General features: G+C 72.8%; 21 protein-coding genes and 1 tRNA gene. 12 read left to right on the forward strand and 10 right to left on the reverse strand.

The annotated features are described in order from the left end of the window. The first annotated feature begins 5 nt into the window (after positions 1-5). Both FE634_RS21010 and FE634_RS09985 read left to right on the forward strand, forming a co-directional pair. Positions 6-371, forward strand: coding sequence for an ankyrin repeat domain-containing protein (locus tag FE634_RS21010; protein ID WP_137291885.1), 366 nt, complete (start codon positions 6-8; stop codon positions 369-371). Between the two features lie 19 nt (positions 372-390). Then, positions 391-1827 (forward strand): GuaB1 family IMP dehydrogenase-related protein, encoded by a 1437-nt coding sequence (locus FE634_RS09985; RefSeq protein ID WP_187366873.1) that lies wholly within the window; start codon positions 391-393, stop codon positions 1825-1827. 4 nt (positions 1828-1831) lie between these two features. Here the strand turns inward: FE634_RS09985 and FE634_RS09990 are convergent, their stop codons facing one another. Further along, entirely contained in the window at positions 1832-2434 is a 603-nt protein-coding gene (locus FE634_RS09990; RefSeq protein WP_138875782.1) for a LysR family transcriptional regulator substrate-binding protein, read from the reverse strand. Positions 2435-2461: 27 nt separating this feature from the next. Between FE634_RS09990 and FE634_RS09995 the strand changes: the two genes are divergently transcribed. Together FE634_RS09995 and FE634_RS10000 are read left to right on the forward strand one after the other, a co-directional pair. After that, positions 2462-3436, forward strand: a complete 975-nt coding sequence (locus FE634_RS09995) for an NAD(P)H-binding protein (protein WP_137291882.1) — start codon at positions 2462-2464, stop codon at positions 3434-3436. Between the two features lie 188 nt (positions 3437-3624). Further along, positions 3625-5013: a tetratricopeptide repeat protein gene (locus FE634_RS10000; RefSeq protein WP_137291881.1), complete on the forward strand. Its 1389-nt coding sequence runs from the start codon at positions 3625-3627 to the stop codon at positions 5011-5013. A 1-nt stretch (position 5014) separates the two neighbouring features. On the opposite strand, the gene FE634_RS21015 is transcribed toward FE634_RS10000, so the two are convergent. Next, complete coding sequence (locus FE634_RS21015) at positions 5015-5158, reverse strand: hypothetical protein (protein ID WP_170981402.1); 144 nt, start codon at positions 5156-5158, stop codon at positions 5015-5017. 224 nt (positions 5159-5382) lie between these two features. Between FE634_RS21015 and FE634_RS10005 the strand changes: the two genes are divergently transcribed. Beyond that, positions 5383-5982 carry a hypothetical protein gene (locus tag FE634_RS10005; protein WP_148240555.1) on the forward strand — a complete coding sequence of 200 codons (600 nt, stop codon included), beginning with the start codon at positions 5383-5385 and terminating at the stop codon, positions 5980-5982. A gap of 123 nt (positions 5983-6105) precedes the next feature. Here the strand turns inward: FE634_RS10005 and katG are convergent, their stop codons facing one another. The 4 genes from katG to FE634_RS10025 form a co-directional block, all read right to left on the reverse strand. Then, positions 6106-8349 (reverse strand): catalase/peroxidase HPI, encoded by a 2244-nt coding sequence (katG, locus tag FE634_RS10010; protein ID WP_212721353.1) that lies wholly within the window; start codon positions 8347-8349, stop codon positions 6106-6108. Positions 8350-8372: 23 nt separating this feature from the next. Then, on the reverse strand, positions 8373-8816 hold the full coding sequence (locus FE634_RS10015) for a Fur family transcriptional regulator (protein ID WP_137291879.1): 444 nt from the start codon (positions 8814-8816) through the stop codon (positions 8373-8375). A 66-nt stretch (positions 8817-8882) separates the two neighbouring features. Continuing rightward, positions 8883-11243, reverse strand: a complete 2361-nt coding sequence (locus FE634_RS10020) for an outer membrane protein assembly factor BamB family protein (protein WP_148240556.1) — start codon at positions 11241-11243, stop codon at positions 8883-8885. A 119-nt stretch (positions 11244-11362) separates the two neighbouring features. Next, positions 11363-11448: transfer RNA gene (locus FE634_RS10025), tRNA-Leu, on the reverse strand. Positions 11449-11537: 89 nt separating this feature from the next. Here FE634_RS10025 and FE634_RS10030 point away from each other — a divergent pair. Beyond that, the gene (locus FE634_RS10030; RefSeq protein ID WP_138875787.1) at positions 11538-12887 is read left to right on the forward strand and encodes a M20/M25/M40 family metallo-hydrolase; all 1350 of its coding nucleotides are present in this window, start codon (positions 11538-11540) and stop codon (positions 12885-12887) included. A gap of 36 nt (positions 12888-12923) precedes the next feature. Here FE634_RS10030 and FE634_RS10035 read toward each other — a convergent pair whose 3' ends face one another. Together FE634_RS10035 and FE634_RS10040 are read right to left on the reverse strand one after the other, a co-directional pair. Then, positions 12924-13142 carry a DUF5703 family protein gene (locus tag FE634_RS10035; RefSeq protein ID WP_222847699.1) on the reverse strand — a complete coding sequence of 73 codons (219 nt, stop codon included), beginning with the start codon at positions 13140-13142 and terminating at the stop codon, positions 12924-12926. Next, a complete protein-coding gene (locus FE634_RS10040) occupies positions 13139-14095 on the reverse strand; it encodes an aldo/keto reductase (RefSeq protein WP_138875788.1) in 957 nt (318 codons plus the stop codon). Before FE634_RS10040 ends, FE634_RS10035 begins: the two co-directional genes overlap by 4 nt. 72 nt (positions 14096-14167) lie before the next feature. Here FE634_RS10040 and FE634_RS10045 point away from each other — a divergent pair, with 72 nt between their 5' ends. After that, positions 14168-14992: an undecaprenyl-diphosphate phosphatase gene (locus tag FE634_RS10045; RefSeq protein WP_138875789.1), complete on the forward strand. Its 825-nt coding sequence runs from the start codon at positions 14168-14170 to the stop codon at positions 14990-14992. 15 nt (positions 14993-15007) lie between these two features. Here the strand turns inward: FE634_RS10045 and corA are convergent, their stop codons facing one another. Beyond that, the gene (gene corA, locus FE634_RS10050) at positions 15008-15991 is read right to left on the reverse strand and encodes a magnesium/cobalt transporter CorA (RefSeq protein ID WP_137291874.1); all 984 of its coding nucleotides are present in this window, start codon (positions 15989-15991) and stop codon (positions 15008-15010) included. A gap of 32 nt (positions 15992-16023) precedes the next feature. On the opposite strand from corA, the gene FE634_RS10055 reads away from it, so the two are divergent. The 4 genes from FE634_RS10055 (at position 16024) to mshC (ending at position 19467) form a co-directional block, all read left to right on the forward strand. Next, positions 16024-16755 (forward strand): histidine phosphatase family protein, encoded by a 732-nt coding sequence (locus FE634_RS10055; RefSeq protein WP_137291873.1) that lies wholly within the window; start codon positions 16024-16026, stop codon positions 16753-16755. A 10-nt stretch (positions 16756-16765) separates the two neighbouring features. After that, on the forward strand, positions 16766-17347 hold the full coding sequence (locus FE634_RS10060; protein ID WP_137291872.1) for a DUF3090 domain-containing protein: 582 nt from the start codon (positions 16766-16768) through the stop codon (positions 17345-17347). Positions 17348-17364: 17 nt separating this feature from the next. Beyond that, positions 17365-18108, forward strand: coding sequence for an SCO1664 family protein (locus tag FE634_RS10065; protein ID WP_246060474.1), 744 nt, complete (start codon positions 17365-17367; stop codon positions 18106-18108). A gap of 114 nt (positions 18109-18222) precedes the next feature. After that, positions 18223-19467 (forward strand): cysteine--1-D-myo-inosityl 2-amino-2-deoxy-alpha-D-glucopyranoside ligase, encoded by a 1245-nt coding sequence (gene mshC / locus FE634_RS10070; protein WP_138875790.1) that lies wholly within the window; start codon positions 18223-18225, stop codon positions 19465-19467. Between the two features lie 117 nt (positions 19468-19584). Here mshC and FE634_RS10075 read toward each other — a convergent pair whose 3' ends face one another. Beyond that, on the reverse strand, positions 19585-20454 hold the full coding sequence (locus FE634_RS10075; protein ID WP_137291870.1) for a PAC2 family protein: 870 nt from the start codon (positions 20452-20454) through the stop codon (positions 19585-19587). Positions 20455-20695: 241 nt separating this feature from the next. Here FE634_RS10075 and metH point away from each other — a divergent pair, with 241 nt between their 5' ends. Continuing rightward, a complete protein-coding gene (metH, locus tag FE634_RS10080; protein ID WP_262347666.1) occupies positions 20696-24364 on the forward strand; it encodes a methionine synthase in 3669 nt (1222 codons plus the stop codon). Position 24365: the final 1 nt, after the last annotated feature.

Consider the following 24365-nt stretch of genomic DNA (forward strand, 5'->3'; position numbering starts at 1 on the left):
GGAGCGTGAGCGAACCGAGTGCCGACCTGGTCGAGCTGGCCCACCAGGTGCTCGACCTGGCCCGGCACGGGGAGGTCGAGCGGCTGCTGGCCTACGTCGACGCCGGGGTGCCGGCCGACCTGACCGACGCCGGCGGCAACACGCTGCTCATGCTGGCGGCCTACCACGGGCACGCCGGGGCGGTGGCCGGCCTGGCCACGCGCGGCGCCGACGTGGATGCGCTCAACGACCGCGGCCAGTCGCCGCTGGCGGGGGCGCTGTTCAAGGGCGAGGACGCCGTCGTCGCCGTGCTGCTCGACGCCGGCGCCGACCCCGACCTCGGGACGCCGACCGCCCGCGAGACCGCACAGATGTTCGGCCGGCCGCTGTGACGGATTAGAGTCCCGGCACGTGCAGTTCCTCAGTGACGTCCCTCCGGCCCACGACCTGACCTACGACGACGTCTTCATGGTGCCGGGCGCGAGCTCGATCGCCAGCCGCTACGACGTCGACCTGGCCACCACCGACGGCACCGGGGCCACGCTCCCGCTCGTCGTGGCCAACATGACGGCGGTCGCCGGCAAGCGGATGGCCGAGACCGTCGCCCGGCGCGGCGGGATCACCGTCATCCCGCAGGACATCCCGTCCTCCGTGGTCGCCGAGGTCGTCGGGTTCGTGAAGTCGCGCCACCTGGTCTTCGACACCCCGATCGTGCTCCGCCCCGACCAGACGGTCGCCGAGGCGCTCTCGCTGATGCCCAAGCGCGCCCACGGCGCCGCGGTGGTCGTCGTCGAGGGACGGCCGGTCGGCGTCGTGAGCGAGGCCGACTGCCGCGAGGTCGACCGCTTCACCCAGGCCGGGCAGGTGATGCGGCCCGCGAGCGTGGTCATCGGGGCCGACACCGACCCGCGCGAGGCCTTCGACCGCCTCGACTCCTCCCGCGTCGCGGTCGCGGTCGCGGTCGACGGCGACGGCCGGCTGCTCGGCGTCCTGACCCGGATCGGCGCGCTGCGCGCCACGCTCTACCAGCCCGCGACCGACGCGCGCGGCGGCCTGCGGGTGGCCGCCGCGATCGGCGTGAACGGCGACGTCGCCACCAAGGCCGGCGAGCTCCTCGCCGCCGGCGTCGACTGCCTGGTCGTCGACACCGCGCACGGGCACCAGGACCGGATGCTCGAGGCGCTGCGCGCCGTCCGGGCCCTCGACCCGGCCGTCCCGGTCGTGGCCGGCAACGTGGTCTCCGCCGGCAGCACCCGCGCCCTGGTCGAGGCGGGTGCCGACATCGTCAAGGTCGGCGTCGGCCCCGGGGCGATGTGCACGACCCGGATGATGACCGGCGTCGGCCGACCGCAGTTCTCCGCCGTCCTCGAGTGCGCCGCGGCCGCCCGCGAGCTCGGCGCCCACGTGTGGGCCGACGGCGGCGTCCGGCACCCTCGCGACGTCGCGCTCGCCCTCGCCGCGGGCGCCTCATCGGTGATGATCGGCTCGTGGTTCGCCGGCACCCACGAGTCGCCCGGCGACCTCACCGAGGACGCCGACGGGCGCGCCTACAAGGTGTCCTTCGGCATGGCCTCGGCCCGGGCCGTCGCGAACCGCACGTCGACGGAGTCGGCCTACGACCGGGCGCGCAAGGGGCTCTACGAGGAGGGCATCAGCTCCTCGCGGATGTACCTGGACCCCGCGCGTCCCGGGGTGGAGGACCTGGTCGACCAGATCTGCTCGGGCGTGCGCTCGGCCTGCACCTACGCCGGCGCGGCCAGCCTCGCCGAGCTGCACGAGCGGGCGGTCGTCGGCGTCCAGTCGGCGGCCGGCTTCCACGAGGGCCGTCCGCTGGCCACCAGCTGGTAGTCGGTCAGCCCCGGCTCGAGCGGGCCGAGCGGCCCCGCACGACGCCGACGAAGGCCTGGCAGCGCTCGTCGTCGTACTCGACGAGCCAGGTGAGGCCGATGGTGGTGGGGGCGACGTCGACGACCGGGCGGGTCACGACGTCCTTGCGGTTGTAGAGCCGGGCCACCGACATCGGGACGATCGCCACGCCGGTGCCGGCCGCGACCGTCTCGATGGCGTCGCGCTGCGACATGGCCGGCCAGGCGAGCTGGTCGGCGTCCGGCGTCCAGCCCGAGGGGTGCGGCAGCACCAGCTGCTCCTCGGCCAGGTCGGCCAGCTCGACCTCGTCGGCGGCCGCCACGAAGTGGTCGACCCCGGCGACGACGACCGCGACCTCGTCGTACAGCGGGACGCAGTGGACGCCGTCGCGGTCGACGGGCAGCCGGGCCAGGACCATGTCGAGGGACCCGTCGCGCAGCCGCGTCTCCTGCTCCTCCTCGACGACCGGCACCAGCTCGAGCGGCTCGCGCCGACGATCGCGCCAGGTGCGCCCCCACTTGTCGGGCGTGGCGCCGGTGACGAAGCCGACACGGAACGGCGCTGGTCGGGCCGTGGGGGTGGTGGTCACCGCCGCAGTCTCCCGTACGTTCGAGCAATGCGCGTCCTCGTCGCCGGTGCCACCGGCTACATCGGCTCCCGGCTGGTGCCCGTCCTGGTCGCCGCGGGCCACGACGTGGTCGTCGGCTCCCGTGACCTCGCCGCCGTCGACCGCTTCGCCTGGGCCGACGACGTCGAGCGCCGCCACCTCGACGTCGAGGACACCGTCTCGGTGCACCTGGCGGTGCGGGGGGTCGACGCCGTCGTCTACCTGGTGCACTCGATGGGCGCGGGGGAGTTCGTGCGCCGCGACCGCGAGGCGGCCGAGTACGTCGTCGACTCCTGCGCCCGGGCCGGCGTCGAGCGGATCGTCTACCTGTCGGGGCTGTTCCCCGACGGGGAGCTCTCCGACCACCTCCGCTCCCGCCACGAGGTCGAGCAGATCCTCCTCGACGGCGCGGTGCCCGCGACGGTGCTGCGCGCCTCGATGGTCCTCGGCGCCGGTTCGATGTCGTTCGAGGTGATGCGCCGCACGACCGAGCGGCTCCCGGTGACGGCGCTGCCGACGTGGATGTCGGGCCGGATCCAGCCGATCGCCGCCGAGGACGTCGTCCGCCTGCTCGTGGCGGCGCTCGACGGCCCGGCGCGGAACCGCTCCTACGACGTGGGCGGCGACGAGGTCCTGGCCTACGCCGACCTGCTCGCGCGGTTCGCGAGCCTCGCCGGGCTGGAGCGACCCCAGGTGCCGGTGCTGCTCGCGCCGGTGGCCCTGGTGGGGGAGGCCGTGGCCCTCATCACCGGCATCCCGCGCTCGACCGTGCGCGCCCTGGTCCACAGCCTCTCGCACGACATGCTGGTGCGCGACGACGACGCCCGTCGGGACCTGGCACCCGGCGTGCCCTACCTCTCGCTCGACGAGGCGGTCCTGCGCGCCCTCGCCGGCGGGGCGGACGCGACGTCGGCCGGCGGCGACCTGCAGGGTGGCGCCGACAGCGACCCCGACTGGGCCGGGTCGACCCGCACGAGCGCGTGAGTTCACCGCGTGGATGAACCGCGCGAGTCGATCGCGTGAATCATTTCCCGGTCACCAGGTTCTGAACGTCGTGGAAGCGGGTACAACGTGCCTCTGGAACACGTCTGGACGCTGTTGGAAATCCACGAAATCCCCACATTCAGGCAACTTCCCGCATAATTGTTGGCACATTCGGGCACAATGGCCGCGTGCATCTGTCTGAGCGCGTGACACCCGACCTCCGAGTGCGGGCGAAGAACATCGACGCGGCCCTCGTGGGGTCGCGGATCAAGTACGCCCGGCAGCGCGCCGGGCTCACGCAGGGTGAGGCTGCCGGCGACCACATGTCGACGGCCTACATCTCCCGCATCGAGGGCGGGCAGCGCCGCGCGAGCGCGGAGCTCCTGGTCCTGCTGGCCGACCGGCTCGGCTGCGACCCCGACGAACTGCTGGCCCCCGACGAGGACGCCGCCGCTGCCGAGCTGCTGGCCCGGTTGACCCTCGAGGTCGACTACGTCGAGCTCGACCTGCGCACCGGCCAGTCGGGCTCGGCGTTGAGCCGGGTCGACCGCCTGCTCGCCGAGGACGACGTCCCCGACGAGGTCGCGGTGCGCGCCCGGTACCAGCGGGCCCTCGCGCTCGAGGCGTGCGGCCGGCTCGCCGACGCGATCCTCGGGCTCGAGGACGTCGTCGCGGCCAGCACCGAGGGACTGCCCCTCATCCAGGCCCTGATCGCCCTGAGCCGCTGCTACCGCGAGGAGGGCGACCTCGCCCGGGCGTGCGAGGTCGGCGAGCGCGCCGAGCAGCTCGTCGACGCGACCGAGCTGCGGGGGAGTGCCGAGGGCATCCAGCTCGCGGTCACCGTCGCGGCGGCGCACTTCGAGCGTGGCGACATCAACTACGCGCTGCGGCTGTGCGAGCGCGCCGTGGAGAGTGCCGAGCTGCTCGAGTCGCCGACCGCGCGTGCCTCGGCCTACTGGAACAGCAGCATCGTCCACCAGCGTCAGGGCAACATCTCGGCCGCCCTGCCCCTGGCCCAGAAGGCCGTCGCGCTGCTCGACCAGACCCACGACGCCCGCAACATGGCCCGCCTGCGCCTCCAGCTGGGGTTGCTCCAGCTCAAGATGGACCCGCCGGAGGTCGACGGTGCGTTCCTGAACCTGACCCAGTCGAGCGACGAGATGGCGTTCACCGATGCCAGCGTCGTCGACCGCGGTCGCGTCCAGCTCGGACTCGCCAAGGCTCGTCTGCTCGTCGGGGACGCCGAGGAGGCGGAGCGCCTGGCCGAGGACTGCTTCGAGAAGACGCGCGACACCAGCCTGATGCTGGCCTCGGAGGCGCGCCTCGTGCTCGGACAGATCGCGATCCACCGAGGCCACGTCGAGCAGGCGGTCGAGTTCTTCCGCCACGCGATCGTGATTCTCGATGGTGTGGGAGCCGGACGTGAGTCCGCTCAGATGTGGTTCGAGCTCGGCACCCTGCTCCAGCAGCACGGAGCGATGGACGACGCACTCGATGCGTTCCGACGAGCCGGAGCGTCGACGGGTCTGACCCGTCCGACGACGGTGTCGTCGAGGACGGCGGTCGGAACGGGATAGCTCAGCAGCACCAGCTGGAGCCCTCGCGCATCACCGGGCCGTTCTTGCCGGGCGCCTTGGCCTCAGCGGTCGTGGCAGCCACCGAGCCGACCGTGAGCGAGCCGGCGAGCAGGGCGGTGACGACGAGGGCGCGGAACTTCGACATGAGGTTGTCTCCTAGATAAAAGGGGCGCAACCGGATCGGTCGCGCCTGGATGCTGGTTACATTTTGTCAAAGAAATTGGCAAACGTCTGCGTCTTGGTGAACAAATTTTCGAGGGGGATTTTGTCGTGCCACGCGCGTCTCCCACATCAGCGCACGAGATCTCCCTCCGGGCGCCCGCTTCGTCCTCCCTCCCGACGCCGGTGTCGCCGAGCATCACCGATGCCGTGCGGCTCGACAAGAGCGGTCGACACGAGATCCCGGTCGTGCGCCGCACGCGCGTCCGTGCGCGCCACCGGCGACTGCGCGAGACCGGTGCCGTGGTGCTCGTCGGCGCCGCCGTGTGGGCGTCCGCAGCCGGCGTGACCTGGTCGCGCGACGGGGACCTGTCGGTGCCGGTCCCGGTGGTGCGCCTCGACCAGCCGCCGGCGCCCGGGGCCGTGGCCATCGCCGCGGACCGGATGAGCCGGACCCTCGCCGCCGTCCTGCCCGCCCGGGTCGGCGCCGGCGTGCGCGTGTCGCCGGTCCGCGGGGGCACCGGCCCCGACGCCGGTGCGGGGGACGGCGACCCGCCGGCCGTGCGGGTCGGCCGGGTCGAGCTCGACGACGGCACCGGCACCCGGACGGTGTGGATCGAGGTCGGGTCGACGTCGTCCGCGCCGCCGTGCTCGGCGCCGTGCGCGGTCTCCGGCGACTCGTGGACGCGCGCCTACCGCTTCGGCGACGTCCTCGTCACGGTGCGGCTGTCCGGCAACGGGAGGAAGGTCGGCGGACTCGACGCGGCCGGTCGGACCCTGGTCGCGATGGACCCGGTCTGGCTGCCCTGACCCCGCACACCGCCACCGCCGACCACCCCTGCCCGTCCGTGCCCACGACGCACCGGAGCCCGGGCCGGTCCTGGAGGGGACCGACCCGGGCTCGTCGTGCTGGCGCCCCGGAGGGGGCTGGGCTCAGACCAGGTCGTAGCGGTCGAGGTCCATCACGTGGGCCCAGGCGCTGACGAAGTCGTGCGCGAACTTCTCGGCGGCGTCGTCGCTGCCGTAGACCTCGGCGAGCGCGCGCAGCTCCGAGTTGGACCCGAACACCAGGTCCACCCGGCTGCCGGTCCACCGCGGCTCGCCGCTGGCGCGGTCGACGGCGGTGAAGCCGTCGTCGTCGCCCTCGATGCCGGTCCAGTCGACGTCGGTGGCGAGCAGGTTGAGGAAGAAGTCGTTGCTCAGGGTGCCGACCCGGTCGGTGAGCACGCCCTTGGCGTTGGCACCGGTGTTGGCGCCGAGCACGCGCAGGCCGCCGACGAGCACGGTCATCTCGGGGGCCGAGAGGCCGAGCAGGTTGGCGCGGTCGACGAGGCGGTACTCGCCGGGCAGGCGACCCTCCTTGCCGAGGACGTTGCGGAAGCCGTCGCTGGTGGGCTCGAGGTGGCTGAAGGACTCGACGTCCGTCTGCTCCTGCGTCGCGTCGGTGCGACCGGGCGTGAACGGCACCTGGACGTCGTGGCCGCCGGCCCGGGCGGCCTGCTCGACCGCCGCCGCGCCGCCGAGCACCACGAGGTCGGCCAGCGAGACCTGGACGCCGCCGGTGGCCGAGGCGTTGAAGTCGGCCCGGACGCCCTCGAGGACGCGCAGCACCGGGGCGAGCTCGTCGGGGTCGTTGACCAGCCAGCCACGCTGCGGCTCGAGCCGGATCCGGCCGCCGTTGGCGCCGCCGCGCCGGTCGCTGACGCGGTGGGACGACGCCGCGGCCCAGGCGGCCTTGACCAGCTGGGGCACGGTCAGGTCGGTGGCCAGGATCCTCGCCTTGAGCGCGGCGACCGCCTCGGCGTCGACCACCGGGTGGTCGAGGGCCGGAACCGGGTCCTGCCACAGCAGCTCCTCCTGGGGCACCCAGGGACCGAGGTAGCGCTGCTTCGGGCCCATGTCGCGGTGGGTGAGCTTGTACCAGGCGCGGGCGAAGGCGTCGGCGAACTCGTCCGGGTCCTGGTGGAAGCGGCGCGAGATCTCCGCGTAGACCGGGTCCTCGCGCAGCGCCAGGTCGGTGGTGAGCATCGTGGGGCGGCGGTCGAGCTCGCCGGTCTCCGGGTCGGGGATGGTGTTGGCGGCGTCGTCACCGACGGCCTGCCACTGCCACGCGCCGGCGGGGCTCTTGGTGAGCTCCCACTCGTGGCCGAAGAGGTTGTCGAAGAAGCCGTTGCCCCACTGCACCGGCGTGGAGGTCCAGGTGACCTCCAGGCCGCTGGTGATGGTGTCGCGGCCCTTGCCGGAGCCGAAGCCCTGCTTCCAGCCGAGGCCCTGCTCGAGGATCGAGGCGCCCTCCGGCTCGGCACCGACGTGCTGCTCGGGGTCGGCGGCACCGTGGGTCTTGCCGAACGTGTGGCCGCCGGCGATCAGGGCGACGGTCTCCTCGTCGTTCATCGCCATCCGCGCGAACGTCTCGCGGATGTCGCGCGCCGAGGCGAGCGGGTCGGGGTTGGCGTTCGGGCCCTCGGGGTTGACGTAGATCAGGCCCATCTGGACCGCGCCGAGGGGACGCTCGAGCTCGCGGTCACCGGTGTAGCGCTCGTCGCCGAGCCAGGTGCGCTCCGGCCCCCAGTAGACGTCCTCGTCGGGCTCCCACACGTCGGCGCGACCGCCGGCGAAGCCGAAGGTCTCGAACCCCATGGTCTCCAGCGCGCGGTTGCCCGCGAAGACCATCAGGTCGGCCCAGGACACGCGCGAGCCGTACTTCTTCTTCACCGGCCACAGCAGCCGGCGGGCCTTGTCGAGGTTGCCGTTGTCGGGCCAGCTGTTGAGCGGCGCGAAGCGCTGCATCCCGGCCCCGGCGCCGCCGCGACCGTCGCTGACGCGGTAGGTGCCGGCGCTGTGCCAGGCCATGCGCACCATGAGACCGCCGTAGTGGCCGAAGTCGGCGGGCCACCAGTCCTGCGAGTCGGTCATCAGGGCGTCCACGTCGCGGGCCAGCTCGTCGAGGTCGAGGCTCTCGAAGGCGGCCCGGTAGTCGAAGTCCTCGCCCATCGGGTTGGCGACGCCGGGGTGCTTGCGCAGGATCTTGAGGTTGAGCTGGTTGGGCCACCAGTCGGTGTTGCTCGCGCTCTCGGTGGGGTGGCCCATCCGACCGGCGTGCACCGGGCAGCCGCCGGCGGCCTCGGTGTTCATGTCGGCTTCGACGGTCTCGTGGTCGTGCTGGGACACAGGCATCTCCTCGGGTGGTGCGGGACGATTCAGGAACTCGGGACAGGTGGGGCCGGGGCACGGCAGGACGCGCAGGTGCCCCAGAAGATGACCTCGGCCTCGTCGACCAGGAAGTCGTGGCCGGCGGCCGGGTCGAGGCACGGCGCGTGCCCGACCGTGCAGTCGACGTCGGCGATCGCCCCGCAGGAGCGGCACACCACGTGGTGGTGGTTGTCGCCGACGCGGGCCTCGTAGCGGCTCACCGAGCCCGACGGCTGGATGCGTCGCACCAGCCCCGCGGTCGTGAGGGCGCGCAGGACGTCGTAGACCGCCTGGTGGGAGACCTCGCCGAGCCGGGCCCGGACCAGGCCGATCACGGTGTCGGTGTCGGCGTGCGGGTGCTCGTGCACGGCGGCCAGCACGGCCACCCGTGGCTTGGTGACCCGGAGCGACGTGGCACGCAGGATGCTCTCGACGTCCGGTGGGGTGACCATCACCGGAGTCTGGCCCATTTTCTTGAATCAATCAAAAGAATGCCCGACGGGGCTCGCGGGTCGGGTTCAGCGGTAGGGGGCGAGGGCCGCCCGGGCCAGGGCGGCCGCGGCCTCGTTCCTCGCTGCCAGGTCCTCGTCGGCCTGGTCGTTGACGGTCACCTGGACCACCACGTTCCCGACCCGGGCCACGACCTTGGCCTCCTCGGACCACCCGAGGGCGGGGAAGAGGAGGGCCTGGTCGCCGACGTCGTCCAGGGGCCGCGGCTTCTCGTAGTAGAACGAGTGGCCCGCCCGCAGGTCGGTGAACACGTCCTCGGCGAGCTGTTCGCCGGTCCGCCCGGACAGCGCACTGCCGCGCACCGCGTGGACGCCGACCTTGGCGTACCTCGAGTACTGCCGCTCGCCGTCGTCGACGACGATCGCCCCGTCGCCCACGCCCCAGTAGCACCCTGCCGTGCGCCGCTCGGGGTCGACGGGCGCGCGCTGGTCGAGGCCACGGGTGGGCTCGACGACGGCTCGGGCCTCGGCAGCGAGCGCCCGGCAGACCGGGCGGGCCCGGGTCACGGCGCCGGGGTCGGGTGCGGGCAGCGGGTCGACGTCGAGGTCGAGGCCGGCCTGCGCGAGCACGTCGGTCGCGGCGGCGACGGCGGTGTCCTCGAGGACGTAGCCGGGCACCGAGGCGCCCCGCACGTCGGTGGCGTCGGCCTCGCCCCGCGCCGACACCTCGACGACGACGTTGCGCACCCGCACCAGCAGGTGGACCTCGCCGTAGGCGCCCGGGCCGGTGAGCACCGAGGCGTAGGCCTCGTCACCGAGACCCCGCACCGGGCGGTGGCGCGGCGGGTCGACCGGCCCCGCGCCGTAGGGCCGCTTCTCCCGGGCCTGCTCGACGTCGGCCTGGGCGGCCTCGACCGCCGTCATCCCGGAGTCGGCGGGCGGGGAGAGGATCCGGTAGCCGACCTCGAGGTCCCGCGTGACCCCGAGGGGCTCCTGCCGCTCGAACCAGCGGCAGCCGGCCTGGGCGGGGAGGTCGAGCCGGTGCAGGCCGAAGGCCCGTAGGGTCGTCCTCGACGGGTGGCAGGTGTCGATCGCGCCGGGCCGGACGTCGTCGTCCTCCCAGCGGCTCTCGTCGGCCTGCTGGCCCGCGAGGAGCTGCTGGTCCCAGGTCGACGACGGCAGGTCGACCTCGACGTCCTGGCCCTCGTCGGGGAGGCGGTGCGCCACGAGCCCGGCGCCGGTGGCGACGACGACCAGGTCGTCGACGACGGTCGCGAAGGCGAACGCGGACGTCTCGACGGTGCCGAGCACGTCGTAGTCCTCGACGTCGTCCATCGAGTGGCGGGTGACCAGCGCCCCCGTGCTGGTCAGGCCGCCGCCGCTCAGCACGACCGGCCGGTCCTCGGTGTCGAACCCGACGAACCCGCCGCCGGCGGGGAAGCCCGACCAGCGCTCGGCGCCGGTCTCGACGTCGTAGGCGGCGAGACCACCGGACCCGGTGGCCAGGGGTGACTGGAACCCGCGGGCCACGACGACCGCGCCGTCGTGCACGCCGAGCGACCTCGTGGCGAACAGGGAGTGGTCGATGGACTGGGGCCCGATCGGGGTCAGGGGCTCGCCGGTCCTCTCGTCGAGGCGCCACATCAGCTGGTGGCCGCGCTCGGAGGTCGCGAGGACGAGCGGGTCCGCGCTGACGATGGCGCTGGCGACGTTCTCCTCCACGAGCTCCACGACCGTCCGCGACCACAGCCTCCTGCCGCTGTCGGCGTCGCGCATCGTCAGGCGCACCCGGGAGTGCCGGTCGAGACCGGACGTCGTCGCGATCAGCTGGCCGTCGGACACGACCCAGGCCCCCCACCCGGTCACGTCCGGGTCGACCGTGCGCAGCTCGCGGCCCGTGCGAAGGTCGTAGCGCAGGGCGACGCTGTAGCAGCACGCGGTGATCACCGTGACCGTCGTGTCACCGACCTGGAGCGCTGCCTCGGCCCGCTCCGGGATGTCGTCCATCGGCTCGGGCATCCGGGTGCGCCAACGCCAGGCGCCGGCGACCGGGTCGACGACGCCCACCCAGCGGCAGGGGGTGTTCGGCCCGCGGTCGGAGTAGGTGAGCACGATCGACCCGTCGCCGGCCTCGCGGGCGGTACAGACGCCGCGGGCCGGCACCCGCCAGGTCCGGTCACCGGTCGCGGGGTCGATCTTGACGACGCCGTCGTCCAGGGCCGCCGCCACCCCGTCGTCGTTCGCCACCACGGTGACGACGTCGTGCTGGCCGATCGACGGGGCCGTCCAGGCCGTCTCGAGCGCCGCCACCACGGGAGCCTCCTCGGTCGGCGGCTGGGTCCCGGGGTCCTCGTCGTCGGCGCCGGAGCAGCCGGTCGCGACGACGAGCACGAGCGCGAGAGCCAGGGTCACGAGACGGGTCCGGTGCATGCGACGGTCCTACCCGCGCCGGCCCGGCGCACACCCCGCGCCCGGGCGGACCGGCGACGGTGAGACCGGGCGAAAAGCACGAGAACGGCGACCCGTGGGCCGCCGTTCCGGTGGTTCTGTGTCCGAGGGGGGACTTGAACCCCCACGCCCTAATACGGGCACTAGCACCTCAAGCTAGCGCGTCTGCCAATTCCGCCACCCGGACGAGTGCGATCGGAACAGTAGCAAAGGGGCTCGTGGGGTTCCGCATCGGGGGACACCGCGGTTGCTTCGCGTCGGTGCCAGGATGGGCGCATGGACTCGGAGCCCCGCACGACGCCCGCCGGTGACCCCGCCCACGACCCCGCGGGAGAGGTGGTCGAGCTGTGCCGCGAGCTGATCCGGATCGACACCAGCAACTACGGCGAGCCCGACGGCACCGGCGGTCCGGGGGAGCGCAAGGCGGCCGAGTACGTCGCCGCGCTGCTCGACGAGGTCGGCATCGAGTCCCGGCTCCACGAGGCCACCCCGGGTCGCACGTCGGTCGTCGCGCACTGGGGCGGGGCGGACCCCGCCCGCACCGACGGGCTGCTCCTGCACGGCCACCTGGACGTCGTCCCGGCGGCCGCCGAGGACTGGCAGGTCGACCCGTTCAGCGGCGAGGTGCAGGACGGCTACGTCTGGGGTCGCGGCGCGGTCGACATGAAGGACTTCGACGCGATGCTGCTCTCCGTCGTGCGCGCGCGCCAGCGGGCCGGCGACGTGCCGGACCGGCCCGTCGTCCTCTGCTTCACCGCCGACGAGGAGGCCGGTGGCCACCACGGCGCCCAGGTGGTCGTCGAGCAGCACCGCGACGAGCTCGAGGGCTGCACCGAGGCCGTCGGCGAGGTCGGCGGCTTCAGCACGATGGTGCGCGGCCGCCGGCTGTACCTGATCGAGGCGGCCGAGAAGGGGATGGCCTGGATGCGGCTGACCGCCCGCGGCCGGGCCGGGCACGGCTCGATGATCAACAGCGAGAACGCCGTCACCCGCCTGGCCGGCGCGGTGGCTCGGATCGGTGCCCACGAGTGGCCGGTGCGGCTGACCCCGACGATGGAGGTCCTGCTCGCGACCGTCGCCGACCTCGCCGGCACCGAGGCGACCCCGGAGACCGCGCCGGCGCTGATCGAGGAGTTCGGCGGAGCCGCCCGGATGCTCGGCGCGGTGATCCGCAACACCGTCAACCCGACGCAGCTCTCGGCCGGCTACAAGGTCAACGTCATCCCGACCGAGGCGACCGCCCACCTCGACGGCCGGTTCCTGCCGGGCTACGAGGACGAGTTCTTCCAGACGCTGCGCGAGCTCTGCGGCGACGGCGTCGAGTGGGACTTCCTGTCGCACCAGCAGCCGTGGGAGACGCCGTACGACGGCGACCTGGTCGGCGCCATGACCCGCTCGATCCTCGCCGAGGACCCCGAGGGCGTCGTGGCGCCGTACACGATGAGCGGCGGCACCGACGCCAAGCACTTCCGCAAGCTCGGGGTGCGCTCCTACGGCTTCGCCCCGCTGCGGCTGCCGGCGGACCTCGACTTCACCGCGCTCTTCCACGGCGTCGACGAGCGGGTGCCGGTCGACGCCCTCGAGTTCGGCGCGCGGGTCTTCGACCGGTTCCTCGCCGAGGCCTGAGCCGGCCCCGGGGGGAGGAGCGGCCGCAGCACCGGCTCAGGCGGTGCGGACGGCGCGGATGATCTTGCGGCGCAGGATGACCCGTCGGGTGCCGTCGGCGCCGATCCGCACGCGGTCGAGCTCCCAGCCGCCGTGCTCGGCCCGCTCGACGAGGAGCTTGGTCACGACGTTGCGGGGGAATTCGCGCGAGTAGGACACCTTGTCGAACTCCCACACCACGCCCGGGCGTGGTGCCCGACGATCGGAACGGGTCATGCCAGCGCCCCCCTCGAGACGTCGTCGAGCGCCGCGACGATCTCGTCGGGCAGGACCTTGTCGTCGGTGCTGAGCGCGCCGCGGACCTGCTGCGCGGTGCGGGCCCCGACGATCGGGGCGGTGACGCCCGGGCGGTCGCGGACCCACACGAGGGCGACCTCGAGCGGCGTCCAGCCGAGTCCCTCGGCGGCGCGGACGACGGCCTCGACGATCCGGGCGCTGTCGTCGTCGAGGTAGGCGCCGACGAAGCCGGCGAAGGTCGGCGAGGCGCCGCGGGAGTCGGACGGGGTGCCGGTGCGGTACTTGCCGGTCAGCACGCCGCGGCCCAGCGGGGACCACGGCAGCACGCCCAGGCCGAGCGCCGCGCAGGCCGGCAGCACCTCACGCTCGACGTGGCGGTTGAGCAGCGAGTACTCGACCTGGGTCGAGGCCAGCGTGGCGCGTCCGGGGACGGCGCGCTGCCACGTGGCGGACTGCGCGGTCTGCCACCCGCTGTAGTTCGAGATGCCCACGTAGGACGCCCGGCCCGACGACTGGGCGAGGTCGAGCGCGGTGAGCGTCTCCTCCAGCGGCGTCTCGTCGCTCCACACGTGCACCTGCCACAGGTCGACGTGGTCGACCCCCAGCCGGACCAGCGACGCGTCGAGGGTGGTGAGCAGGTGCCCGCGCGAGGTGTCGGTGCGCCGCTCGCCCGAGCGCCGCGAGATCCCCGCCTTGGTCGCCAGGACGATCTCGTCGCGGGCGACGACGTCGCCGATGAACGAGCCGACCAGGCGCTCGGAGTCGCCGTCGGTGTAGCCCGCGGCGGTGTCGACCAGGGTGCCTCCGGCCTCGGCGAAGGCGATGAGCTGGTCGCGGGCCTCGTGCTCGTCGGTGTCGCGACCCCACGTCATCGTGCCGAGCCCCAGGCGGGACACCCGCAGACCGGTGGAGCCCAGGGAACGCTGCTGCATGACGGAAAACCTAGACGAACACGCCAGGGCTCGACGCGGTGGCTCGCGGGCACGACCACTACCGTTGTGCGGGTGTGGGAGCTGCTGCAGGCCGTCGTGCTCGGGATCGTCCAAGGTCTGACGGAGTTCCTGCCGATCTCCAGCAGCGCCCACCTGCGCATCTTCCCGGAGGTCTTCGGTTGGGGCGACCCGGGCGCCGCGTTCACCGCGGTGATCCAGATCGGCACCGAGCTGGCCGTGCTCATCTACTTCCGCGAGGACATCTGGCGGATCGCCTCGATGTGGGTGCGCTCGCTGCTCAAGCCCGAGCTGCGCGGCCACATCGACGCCCGCATGGGCTGGTTCATCATCATCGGGTCGCTGCCGATCGTCGTGCTCGGGATCCTGCTCAAGGACCTCATCGAGCGCGACTTCCGCAACCTCTGGATCATCGCCACGACCCTGATCGTGATGGGCGTCGTGCTCGGTGTCGCCGACCGCTTCGGGCGCACCGAGAAGGAGATCCGGCAGATGACCCTGCGCGACGCCGTCCTGATGGGCGCGGCGCAGGCGATGGCGCTGGTGCCCGGCGTCTCCCGCTCCGGCGCCACCTTGTCGATGGGCCGGGCCCTCGGCTACGACCGCGAGGCCGCCACCCGCTACGCGTTCCTGCTGGCCATCCCGGCCGTGGTCGGCGCGGGGCTGTTCGAGCTCAAGGAGATCCCCGGCGGCGACAACCCCTACGGCTGGGGGCCGACCCTGGTCGGCACGGTCGTGTCGTTCGTCGTCGGCTACGCCGCCATCGCGTGGCTGCTGCGCTACGTCTCGACCCGCTCCTACACGCCGTTCGTCCTCTACCGCGTCGCGCTCGGCATCGCGACGCTGGTGCTGCTGGCGACCGGCGTCCTGGTGGCCTGAGCCCCGGCCGCGCTCCTACAGCCAGCCGGAGCGCTTGAAGAACCAGAACAGCACCGCGGCCACACCGCCCATCAGCAGCAGCGCGAACGGGTAGCCGAGGCTCCACTGGAGCTCGGGCATGTGCTCGAAGTTCATCCCGTAGACGCCGGCGATCAACGTCGGCACCACGACCAGCGCGGCGCCGGCCGAGATGCGGCGCATGTCGTCGTTCTGCTGCACCGAGATCGCCGCGACGTGGGCGTCGAAGGCGGTCGAGAGCAGCTGGTCGAGGGTGTCGACGGCCTCGGCGGCCTGGGTGAGGTGGTCCATGACGTCGCGGAAGAACGGCGCCGCCTCCTCGTTCTCCACACCCACCACCGTGCCGGAGGCGAAGCGGCGCATCGGCTCGCGCAGCGGCATCACCGCCCGCCGCACCTCCGCGATCTCCCGCTTGAGCGTGTAGATGCGGGCCGAGTCCTTGGTGCGCGCGTCGGAGAAGACCGACTCCTCGACCTCGTCGACGTCCTCCTGGAGGTCCTCGACGACCTCGAGGTAGGCGTCGACGACGGTGTCGCACACGGCGTAGACGACCGAGACCGGACCCTTGGTGAGGACGTGCTCGGTGTGCTCGAGGTAGTGGCGCGCGGCCTGCAGCTGCGAGCCCCTGCCGTGCCGGACGGTGATCACGAAGTCGTGGCCCACGAACATGTTGATCTCGCCGGTCTCCACGGCGTCGTCCTCGTCGACGTACCAGAGCGTCTTGAGCACGAGGAACAGGTCGTCGCCGTACTGCTCGAGCTTGGGCCGCTGGTGGGCCTTGACGGCGTCCTCGACGGCGAGCCGGTGCAGCCCGAAGGCCTCCGCGACCTCGCCGAGCTCGACCCCGCTGGGCTGGTAGAGGCCGAGCCACACGAAGCCGCCCTCGGCCGCCGCCGCGGCGCGGAGTGCCGGGTAGTCGTGCGAGGAGCAGTCGACGGGGATCCGGACGCCGTGCCGGTAGACGGCGCTGTCGACGATCACGCGCTCACGGTAGACCTTCTACAGTCCAGGACATGGCAACCGTGATCCTCGTCCGACACGGCCGGACGACGGCCAACGCGTCGGGCATGCTCGCCGGCCGGCTCGCCGGCGTCCGCCTCGACGACGTCGGCGCCGCGCAGGCCACCCGGGCCGGGGAGCGGATCGCGCCGGTCCGGCTGGCCGCGGTCGTGAGCAGCCCGCTCGAGCGCTGCCGGCAGACGGCCCGGGCGCTGCTCGCCGGCCGCGACGACGAGCTCAAGGTCCTCACCGACAAGGGGATCTCGGAGTGCGACTACGGCGAGTGGCAGGGCCGGCTGCTCAAGGACCTCGCCAAGGAGCCGCTGTGGCGGACCGTGCAGAGCCAGCCGTCGGCGGCGGCGTTCCCGGGCGGGGAGTCGATGGCCACGATGCAGGCCCGGTCGGTCGCGGCGATCCGTCGCCACGACGCCGCCGTCGAGGCCGAGCACGGGGCGGGCGCCGTCTGGGTCGCGGTCAGCCACGGCGACATCATCAAGTCGGTGCTCGCCGACGCCCTCGGCATGCACCTCGACCTGTTCCAGCGGATCAACGTCGACCCGGCCTCGCTCTCGATCGTGCGCTACACGCCGTCACGGCCCTACGTGCTGGCCACCAACACCCACGCCGGCGACCTGGCCTGGCTGAACCCGCCGCCGGCGAGGAAGGGACGTCGCCGCCGCGCGAGCGCCGACGCCCCGGTGGGCGGCGGCGCGGGCCCCGGCACGCCGCCAGGCACCGTCTCCTAGGCTGGTGAGCATGCCGATCGTCCACCGCTTCGACCCGCCGGAGCGCTTCGTCACCGGGACCGTCGGTGAACCCGGCGCCCGCACCTTCTTCCTGCAGGCCCGCACCGGCGTCCGCGTCACCTCGGTCTCGCTGGAGAAGCAGCAGGTGGCCGCCCTCGCCGAGCGCGTCGACGAGCTCCTCGACGAGGTGATGGCCACGTCGACCTCGCAGGTCGTCCCCGCCGTCGCCCCCCTCGGGCTCGAGGACTCCGCACCGCTCGAGCAGCCCATCGAGGAGGAGTTCCGCGCCGGCACGATGACGCTGTCGTGGGACCCGAGCGACGAGCGCGTGGTCATCGAGGTCTTCCCGTTCAGCGAGGCCGCGATCGTCACGCCCGACCAGGCCGACGAGGAGGTCGAGGAGCCCGAGCCGGAGGAGGTCTTCCTCGTCCGGATCACGCCGGCCGCCGCGCGCTCCTTCGTGCAGCGCGCCGAGCAGGTCCTCGAGGCCGGCCGGCCGACCTGCCCGTTCTGCGGCGAGCCGATCGACCCCGAGGGCCACCTGTGCGTGCGCGCCAACGGGTTCCGGCGTCGCGACCCGCAGGCGCCCTGAGGTCCGGCGGGCACGAGGTGGCCGAGCTGGAGCTGCGTGGGCGGATCATGCCCGCGTCGAACGCGACGTTCCTGGGTGACCTCGACGGCACCAAGGTCGTCTACAAGCCGGTCGCGGGGGAGCGGCCCCTGTGGGACTTCCCCGACGGCACCCTCGCCGACCGCGAGGTCGCGGCGTACGCCGTCTCGCAGGCCACCGGCTGGGACGTCATCCCGCGCACCTGGCTCGGCGAGGGGCCCCACGGCACCGGGATGCTCCAGGAGTGGCAGGAGCCCGACCCCGGGCAGGACGCCGTGACGCTCGTGCGCGGCGCGTCGGTGCCGGACGGGTTCCTGGCCGTCTTCGACGGTCTCGACGAGCACGACCGCGAGGTCACGCTGGTCCACGAGGACGGCGCCGCGCTGCGCCGGATGGCCGTGCTCGACGTCATCACCAACAACGCCGACCGCAAGGGCGGCCACGTGCTCGAGATGACGTCGGGGCACCGCTACGGCGTCGACCACGGGCTGACGTTCCACCACGAGCCGAAGCTGCGCACCGTGCTGTGGGGCTGGCACGGCTACCCCCTCGACGACGAGCACGTCGCCGGCGTCGAGCGGGTGGTGGCGGCCGTCGGTGGCGAGCTGGGCGACGTCCTGGCCGACCACCTGACCGACCTGGAGATCGACACCCTGGTCCGGCGCTGCCGCCGGCTGCTCGACCGCGGCGTGATGCCGGTGCCGCGCGGCGAGCACCCCGCGATCCCGTGGCCCCCCTTCTGAGGGCACCGCACCAGCGGGGAACCGCCGGACGCCGTGCCCCCGCGAGGCGGCGCGGACGCCGGCACCGCCGACCGGCGCGCGGGGAGCGGCCGCGGGGTCACTAGAGTTCGCCCCATGCGTTCCTGGCCCGCCCCGGAGGTCCCGACCCTCGCCGTCACCGCCCCGGCGGTCGTCCTGCACGACACCGCCAGCCAGGGCCGCGTCACCGTCGGCCCGGGCGACACCGGGGTCGCTCGCCTCTACGTCTGCGGCATCACCCCCTACGACGCCACGCACCTCGGCCACGCGGCCACCTACGTCGGCTACGACCTGCTGCTGCGGGCCTGGCGCAACGCCGGCCACGAGGTCAGCTACGTGCAGAACGTCACCGACGTCGACGACCCGCTGCTCGAGCGCGCCGCCAAGGTGAAGATCGACTGGGTCGAGCTCGCCGAGCGCGAGACCGAGCTGTTCCGCCAGGACATGCAGGCACTGCGCGTGCTGCCGCCGGCGCACTACGTCGGCGCGGTCGAGTCGATCCCGCTCGCCGTCGAGATGATCCAGGAGCTCGAGGCGGCCGGCGCGGTCTACCGCGTCGGGCCGGACCTGTACTACGCGGTCGCCGCCGACCCGGCGTTCGGCCAGGAGTCCGGCTACGACCGCGAGACGATGCTCCGCTTCTTCGGCGAGCGCGGCGGCGACCCCGACACGCCCGGCAAGCGTGACCCGCTCGACTGCGTCGTGTGGCGCGGCGAGCGCGAGGGCGAGCCGTCGTGGGACAGCCCGTTCGGCCCCGGCCGGCCGGGCTGGCACATCGAGTGCGCCGCCATCGCCCGCCACCACCTCGGCGCCGGCTTCGAGGTCCAGGCCGGCGGCAGCGACCTGATCTTCCCGCACCACGAGATGTGCGCCGGCCACGCCCAGACGCTGACGCCCGGCACGCCGTTCGCGCAGGTCTACAGCCACTCCGGCATGGTCGGCTACGACGGCGAGAAGATGTCGAAGTCGCGCGGCAACCTCGTCTTCGTCTCCGCCCTCCGCAACAGCGACATCGACCCGATGGCGATCCGCCTGGCGCTGCTGCGCCACCACGTCCGCAGCGACTGGGAGTGGACCGACGCCGAGCTCTTCGACGCCGTCGACGCCCTGGCGCTGTGGCGCCGCGCCGTCGCCCTCGGCGCCGGCGCCCCGTCGGCGCCGGTCGTCACCGAGGTGCTCGCCGCCCTGGCCGACGACCTCGACGCCCCGCGCGCCCTGGCCGCCGTCGACGCCTGGGTGGCCGCCACCCTCGGCACCGACGGCCTCGCCGACAACTCCGACCCCGACGCCGCCGCCGCGATCCTCGCCGTCGTCGACGCCGCGCTCGGCGTCCTGCTCTAGCTGCCGGCGTCCCGGCCCGGGATTTCCCCGGTCGACCGGGGATCCCTGAACTGGGGGGCCGCAATCTCGCCCGTCAAGTTCAGACTTCCCCGGTCGACCGGGGAAACCTCGCCCCGGTCAGGCAGGGCCGGGGCCGGGCTCGGGCTCGTCGCCGCGCCGCTTGAGGTAGCGCTCGAACTCGCGGGCGATCGCCTCGCCGGAGGCCTCGGGGAGGTCGGCGGTGTCGCGGGTCTCCTCGAGGGAGCGGACGTACTCGGCGATGTCCTCGTCCTCCTCGGCGAGCTCGTCGACGCCGCGCTCCCAGGCACGGGCGTCCTCGGCGAGGTCGAGGAGCGGGATCGAGACCTCGAGGAGGTTCTCGAGCTGGCCCAGCAGCGCGAGCGTCGCCTTCGGGCACGGCGGCTGCGCCACGTAGTGGGGGACGGCGGCCCAGTACGACACCGCCGGGACGTCGAGGCGCACGCAGGCGTCCTGGAAGACGCCGACGATGCCGGTCGGCCCCTCGTACGTCGACGGCTCGAGCTTGAGCCGGTCGACCAGCTCGGGCTCGGTGGCGGTCCCCGACACCGGGATCGGCCGGGTGTGCGGGGTGTCGGCGAGCAGCGCGCCCAGGGTCACGACGAGCTCGCCGCCGAGCTCGTCGCAGACGGCGAGCAGCTCGGCGCAGAACTGGCGCCACCGCATACTCGGCTCGATGCCGCGGATGAGGATGACGTCGCGGTCGAGGTCGGGCGGGGAGGCGATCGCGATCTGCGTCGTGGGCCAGATGATCTTGCGGTGCCCGTTGTCGTCGGTGGTCACCGCGGGGCGGTTGACCTGGAAGTCGTAGAAGTCCTCGGGGTCGACGGTGCCGACCACCCGCGCGTTCCAGACCTCGACGAGGTGGTCGATGACCGACGACGCCGCGTCGGCGGCGTCGTTCCAGCCCTCGAAGGCGGCGATCACCAGGGGTGCCACCAGGTCGGACGTCTCGTCGATCTCGATCACCCGGGAAGCCTATAAGGGCCGGCGGCGTTGTCCCCGGGACCGCCCGCGGCGGCGTCGCGGGGATTTCGCGGTGTTCGGCGCCGGTGTCACGATTTGGGCAGGCTGTCCAGGACCCGGACGGCGCACCGCATGCTCGTAGTCCGAGCCATCACGAGGAGAGCCGTTGTCCGACCTGCGTCCCGACGCCACCGACGAGCTGACTGCCCTGCTGCAGGAACGGATCGTGGTGCTCGACGGCGCCATGGGGACGGCGATCCAGCGTGACCGCCCCTCCGAGGCCGGCTACCGAGGCGACCGGTTCGCCGACTGGCCCAGCGACCTGCAGGGCAACAACGACCTCCTGACGCTCACCCAGCCCGACATCATCGCCGGCATCCACCGCGAGTACCTCGAGGCCGGCGCCGACATGATCGAGACCAACACCTTCAACGCCAACCGGGTCTCGCTGGCCGACTACGGCATGCAGGACCTCGCCCGCGAGCTGAACGTCGAGGCCGCGCGCCTGGCGCGGCGGGTCGCCGACGAGGTCGCCGAGCGGACCGGGCGGCCGCGCTACGTCGCCGGGGCGCTCGGCCCCACGACGCGCACCGCCTCGATCAGCCCCGACGTCAACGACCCCGGGGCCCGCAACGTCTCGTGGGACGACCTGGTGGCGGCCTACCTGGAGGCGGCGCGCGGCCTGGTCGACGGCGGGTCCGACCTGATCTTCATCGAGACGATCTTCGACACCCTCAACGCCAAGGCCGCGATCTTCGCCGTCGAGACCCTGTTCGAGGAGCAGGGACGCCGGTGGCCGGTCGTCATCTCCGGCACCATCACCGACGCCTCCGGCCGCACCCTCTCGGGCCAGGTGACCGAGGCGTTCTGGGACTCCGTGCGCCACGCCCGCCCGCTCGCCGTCGGCCTCAACTGCGCGCTCGGCGCCAAGGACATGCGTCCCTACATCGCGGAGATGAGCCGGCTCGCCGACACCTTCGTGTCCTGCTACCCGAACGCCGGGCTGCCCAACGCCTTCGGCGAGTACGACGAGTCGCCCGAGGAGACCGCGGCGATGCTCGCCGAGTTCGCCGAGGCCGGGTTCGTCAACATGGCCGGCGGCTGCTGCGGCACCACGCCCGACCACATCGCCGCGATCGCGTCCGCCGTCGAGGGCAAGACCCGCCGCGAGCGCGCCGTCGTCGCGCCGGCCATGCGACTGTCGGGGCTCGAGCCGTTCACCATCGACGAGTCCAGCCTGTTCGTGAACGTCGGAGAGCGCACCAACATCACCGGCTCGGCGAAGTTCCGCAACCTCATCAAGGACGGCGACTACGACGCCGCCCTCGCGGTGGCCTCCCAGCAGGTCGAGAACGGCGCGCAGGTCATCGACGTCAACATGGACGAGGGCATGATCGACGGCGTCGCGGCCATGGACCGCTTCACCAAGCTCATCGCCAGCGAGCCCGACATCAGCCGGGTCCCGGTCATGGTCGACTCCTCCAAGTGGGAGGTCATCGAGGCCGGCCTGAAGAACGTCCAGGGCAAGGCCATCGTGAACTCGATCTCCATGAAGGAGGGCGAGGAGCGCTTCCGCGAGCAGGCGCAGCTGGTGCGCAAGTACGGCGCCGCCGCGGTCGTGATGGCCTTCGACGAGGACGGCCAGGCCGACAACCTCGAGCGCCGCAAGGCCATCTGCGAGCGGGCCTACCGGATCCTGGTCGACGAGGTCGGCTTCCCGGCCGAGGACATCATCTTCGACCCGAACGTCTTCGCCGTCGCGACCGGCATCGAGGAGCACGCCTCCTACGGGCTCGACTTCATCGAGGCCACCCGCTGGATCAAGCAGAACCTGCCGGGCGCGAAGGTGTCCGGCGGCATCTCGAACGTCAGCTTCTCCTTCCGGGGCAACAACCCGGTGCGCGAGGCGATCCACGCGGTGTTCCTGTTCCACGCGATCGAGGCCGGCCTCGACATGGGCATCGTCAACGCCGGGGCGCTGGTCGTCTACGACCAGGTCGAGCCCGAGCTGCGCGATCGGATCGAGGACGTCGTCCTCAACCGTCGCCCCGACGCCGCCGAGCGGCTCCTCGAGATCGCCGAGGCCCACAACAAGAAGGGCCAGGTCGTCGAGGCGGCGACCGAGGAGTGGCGCGAGCTGCCCGTCGGCGAGCGGATCACCCACGCCCTGGTCAAGGGCCTCGACGCCCACGTCGAGTCCGACACCGAGGAGCTGCGCCAGGAGATCGCCGAGCGCGGCGGCCGGCCGATCGAGGTCATCGAGGGTCCGCTGATGGACGGCATGAACGTCGTCGGCGACCTGTTCGGCGCCGGCAAGATGTTCCTGCCGCAGGTCGTGAAGTCGGCGCGGGTGATGAAGAAGGCCGTCGCCTACCTGATCCCCTTCATCGAGCAGGAGAAGGCCGACTTCGTCGCGGCCGGCGGGATCTCGACCAGCGACAAGGAGACCAACGGCACGATCGTGATGGCCACCGTCAAGGGCGACGTCCACGACATCGGCAAGAACATCGTCGGCGTGGTGCTGCAGTGCAACAACTACGAGGTCATCGACCTCGGGGTGATGGTGCCGGCGCAGAAGATCCTCGACACCGCGGCCGAGGTGCAGGCCGACATCATCGGGCTCTCCGGCCTGATCACCCCCTCCCTCGACGAGATGGTCAACCTGGCCACCGAGATGCAGCGCCAGGGCCTGACGATCCCGCTGCTCATCGGCGGCGCGACGACCTCGCGGGCCCACACGGCCGTCAAGGTCGACCCGCGCTACGACGGCCCGGTCGTCTGGGTCAAGGACGCCTCGCGCTCGGTCCCGACCGCGGCCGCGCTGCTGCACGAGACCAAGCGCGAGACGCTGATGGCCGGCGTCAAGACCGACTACGACGCGCTGCGCGCCCGGCACGCCAACAAGGGCGACCGCAAGCTGGTCTCCTTCGACGCCGCCCGGGCCGACGCGACGCCGGTCGACTGGACGACGTACGTGCCGCCCAGCCCCAAGCAGCCCGGCATCCACGTGCTCGACGACTACGACATCGCCGAGCTGCGCGACTACATCGACTGGCAGCCGTTCTTCAACGCCTGGGAGATGAAGGGCAAGTTCCCCGACATCCTCAACAGCCCCAGCGCCGGCGAGGCGGCGCGCCGGCTCTACGACGACGCGCAGGTGATGCTCGACCGGATGATCGGCGAGAAGTGGGTCACCGCCCGCGGCGTGTACGGCTTCCTGCCGGCCGCCGCGGACCCCGACTGCCGCGACGACACCCTCGTCTACGCGGGCGACGACCGCACCGAGGTGCGCGCCGTCCTGCACCACCTGCGCCAGCAGGGCGAGCACCGCCAGGGCATTCCGCACAAGTCGCTCGGCGACTTCGTCGCGCCCGCGGACGCCGGTGTGGCCGACCACGTCGGTGGCTTCGCCGTGACGACCGGCATCGGCCTGCCGGAGCGGGTCAAGGCGTTCCGCGACGAGCTCGACGACTACAGCGCGATCCTGCTGGAGTCGCTGGCCGACCGGCTCGCCGAGGCGTTCGCGGAGCGGCTGCACCAGCGGGTCCGCACCGAGTTCTGGGGCCACGTGCCCGACGAGCAGCTCAGCAACGCCGACCTGATCGCGGAGAAGTACGACGGCATCCGTCCCGCGCCGGGCTACCCCGCCTGCCCCGACCACACCGAGAAGCTCACCCTGTGGGACCTCCTCGACGTCGAGGAGGCGACCGGCATCACCCTCACCGAGTCGATGGCGATGTGGCCGGGCGCCTCGGTGTCGGGCTGGTACTTCAGCCACCCCCAGTCGCAGTACTTCGTCGTGGGCCGCCTCGGCCGCGACCAGGTCGCCGACTACGCGGCCCGCAAGGGCTGGACGGTGGCCGAGGCCGAGCGCTGGCTCTCGCCGAACCTGGGCTACGAGCCGGAGGACTGAG

The organism is Nocardioides sp. S-1144, assembly GCF_005954645.2.
GTDB classification, from domain to species: Bacteria; Actinomycetota; Actinomycetes; order Propionibacteriales; family Nocardioidaceae; genus Nocardioides; species Nocardioides dongxiaopingii.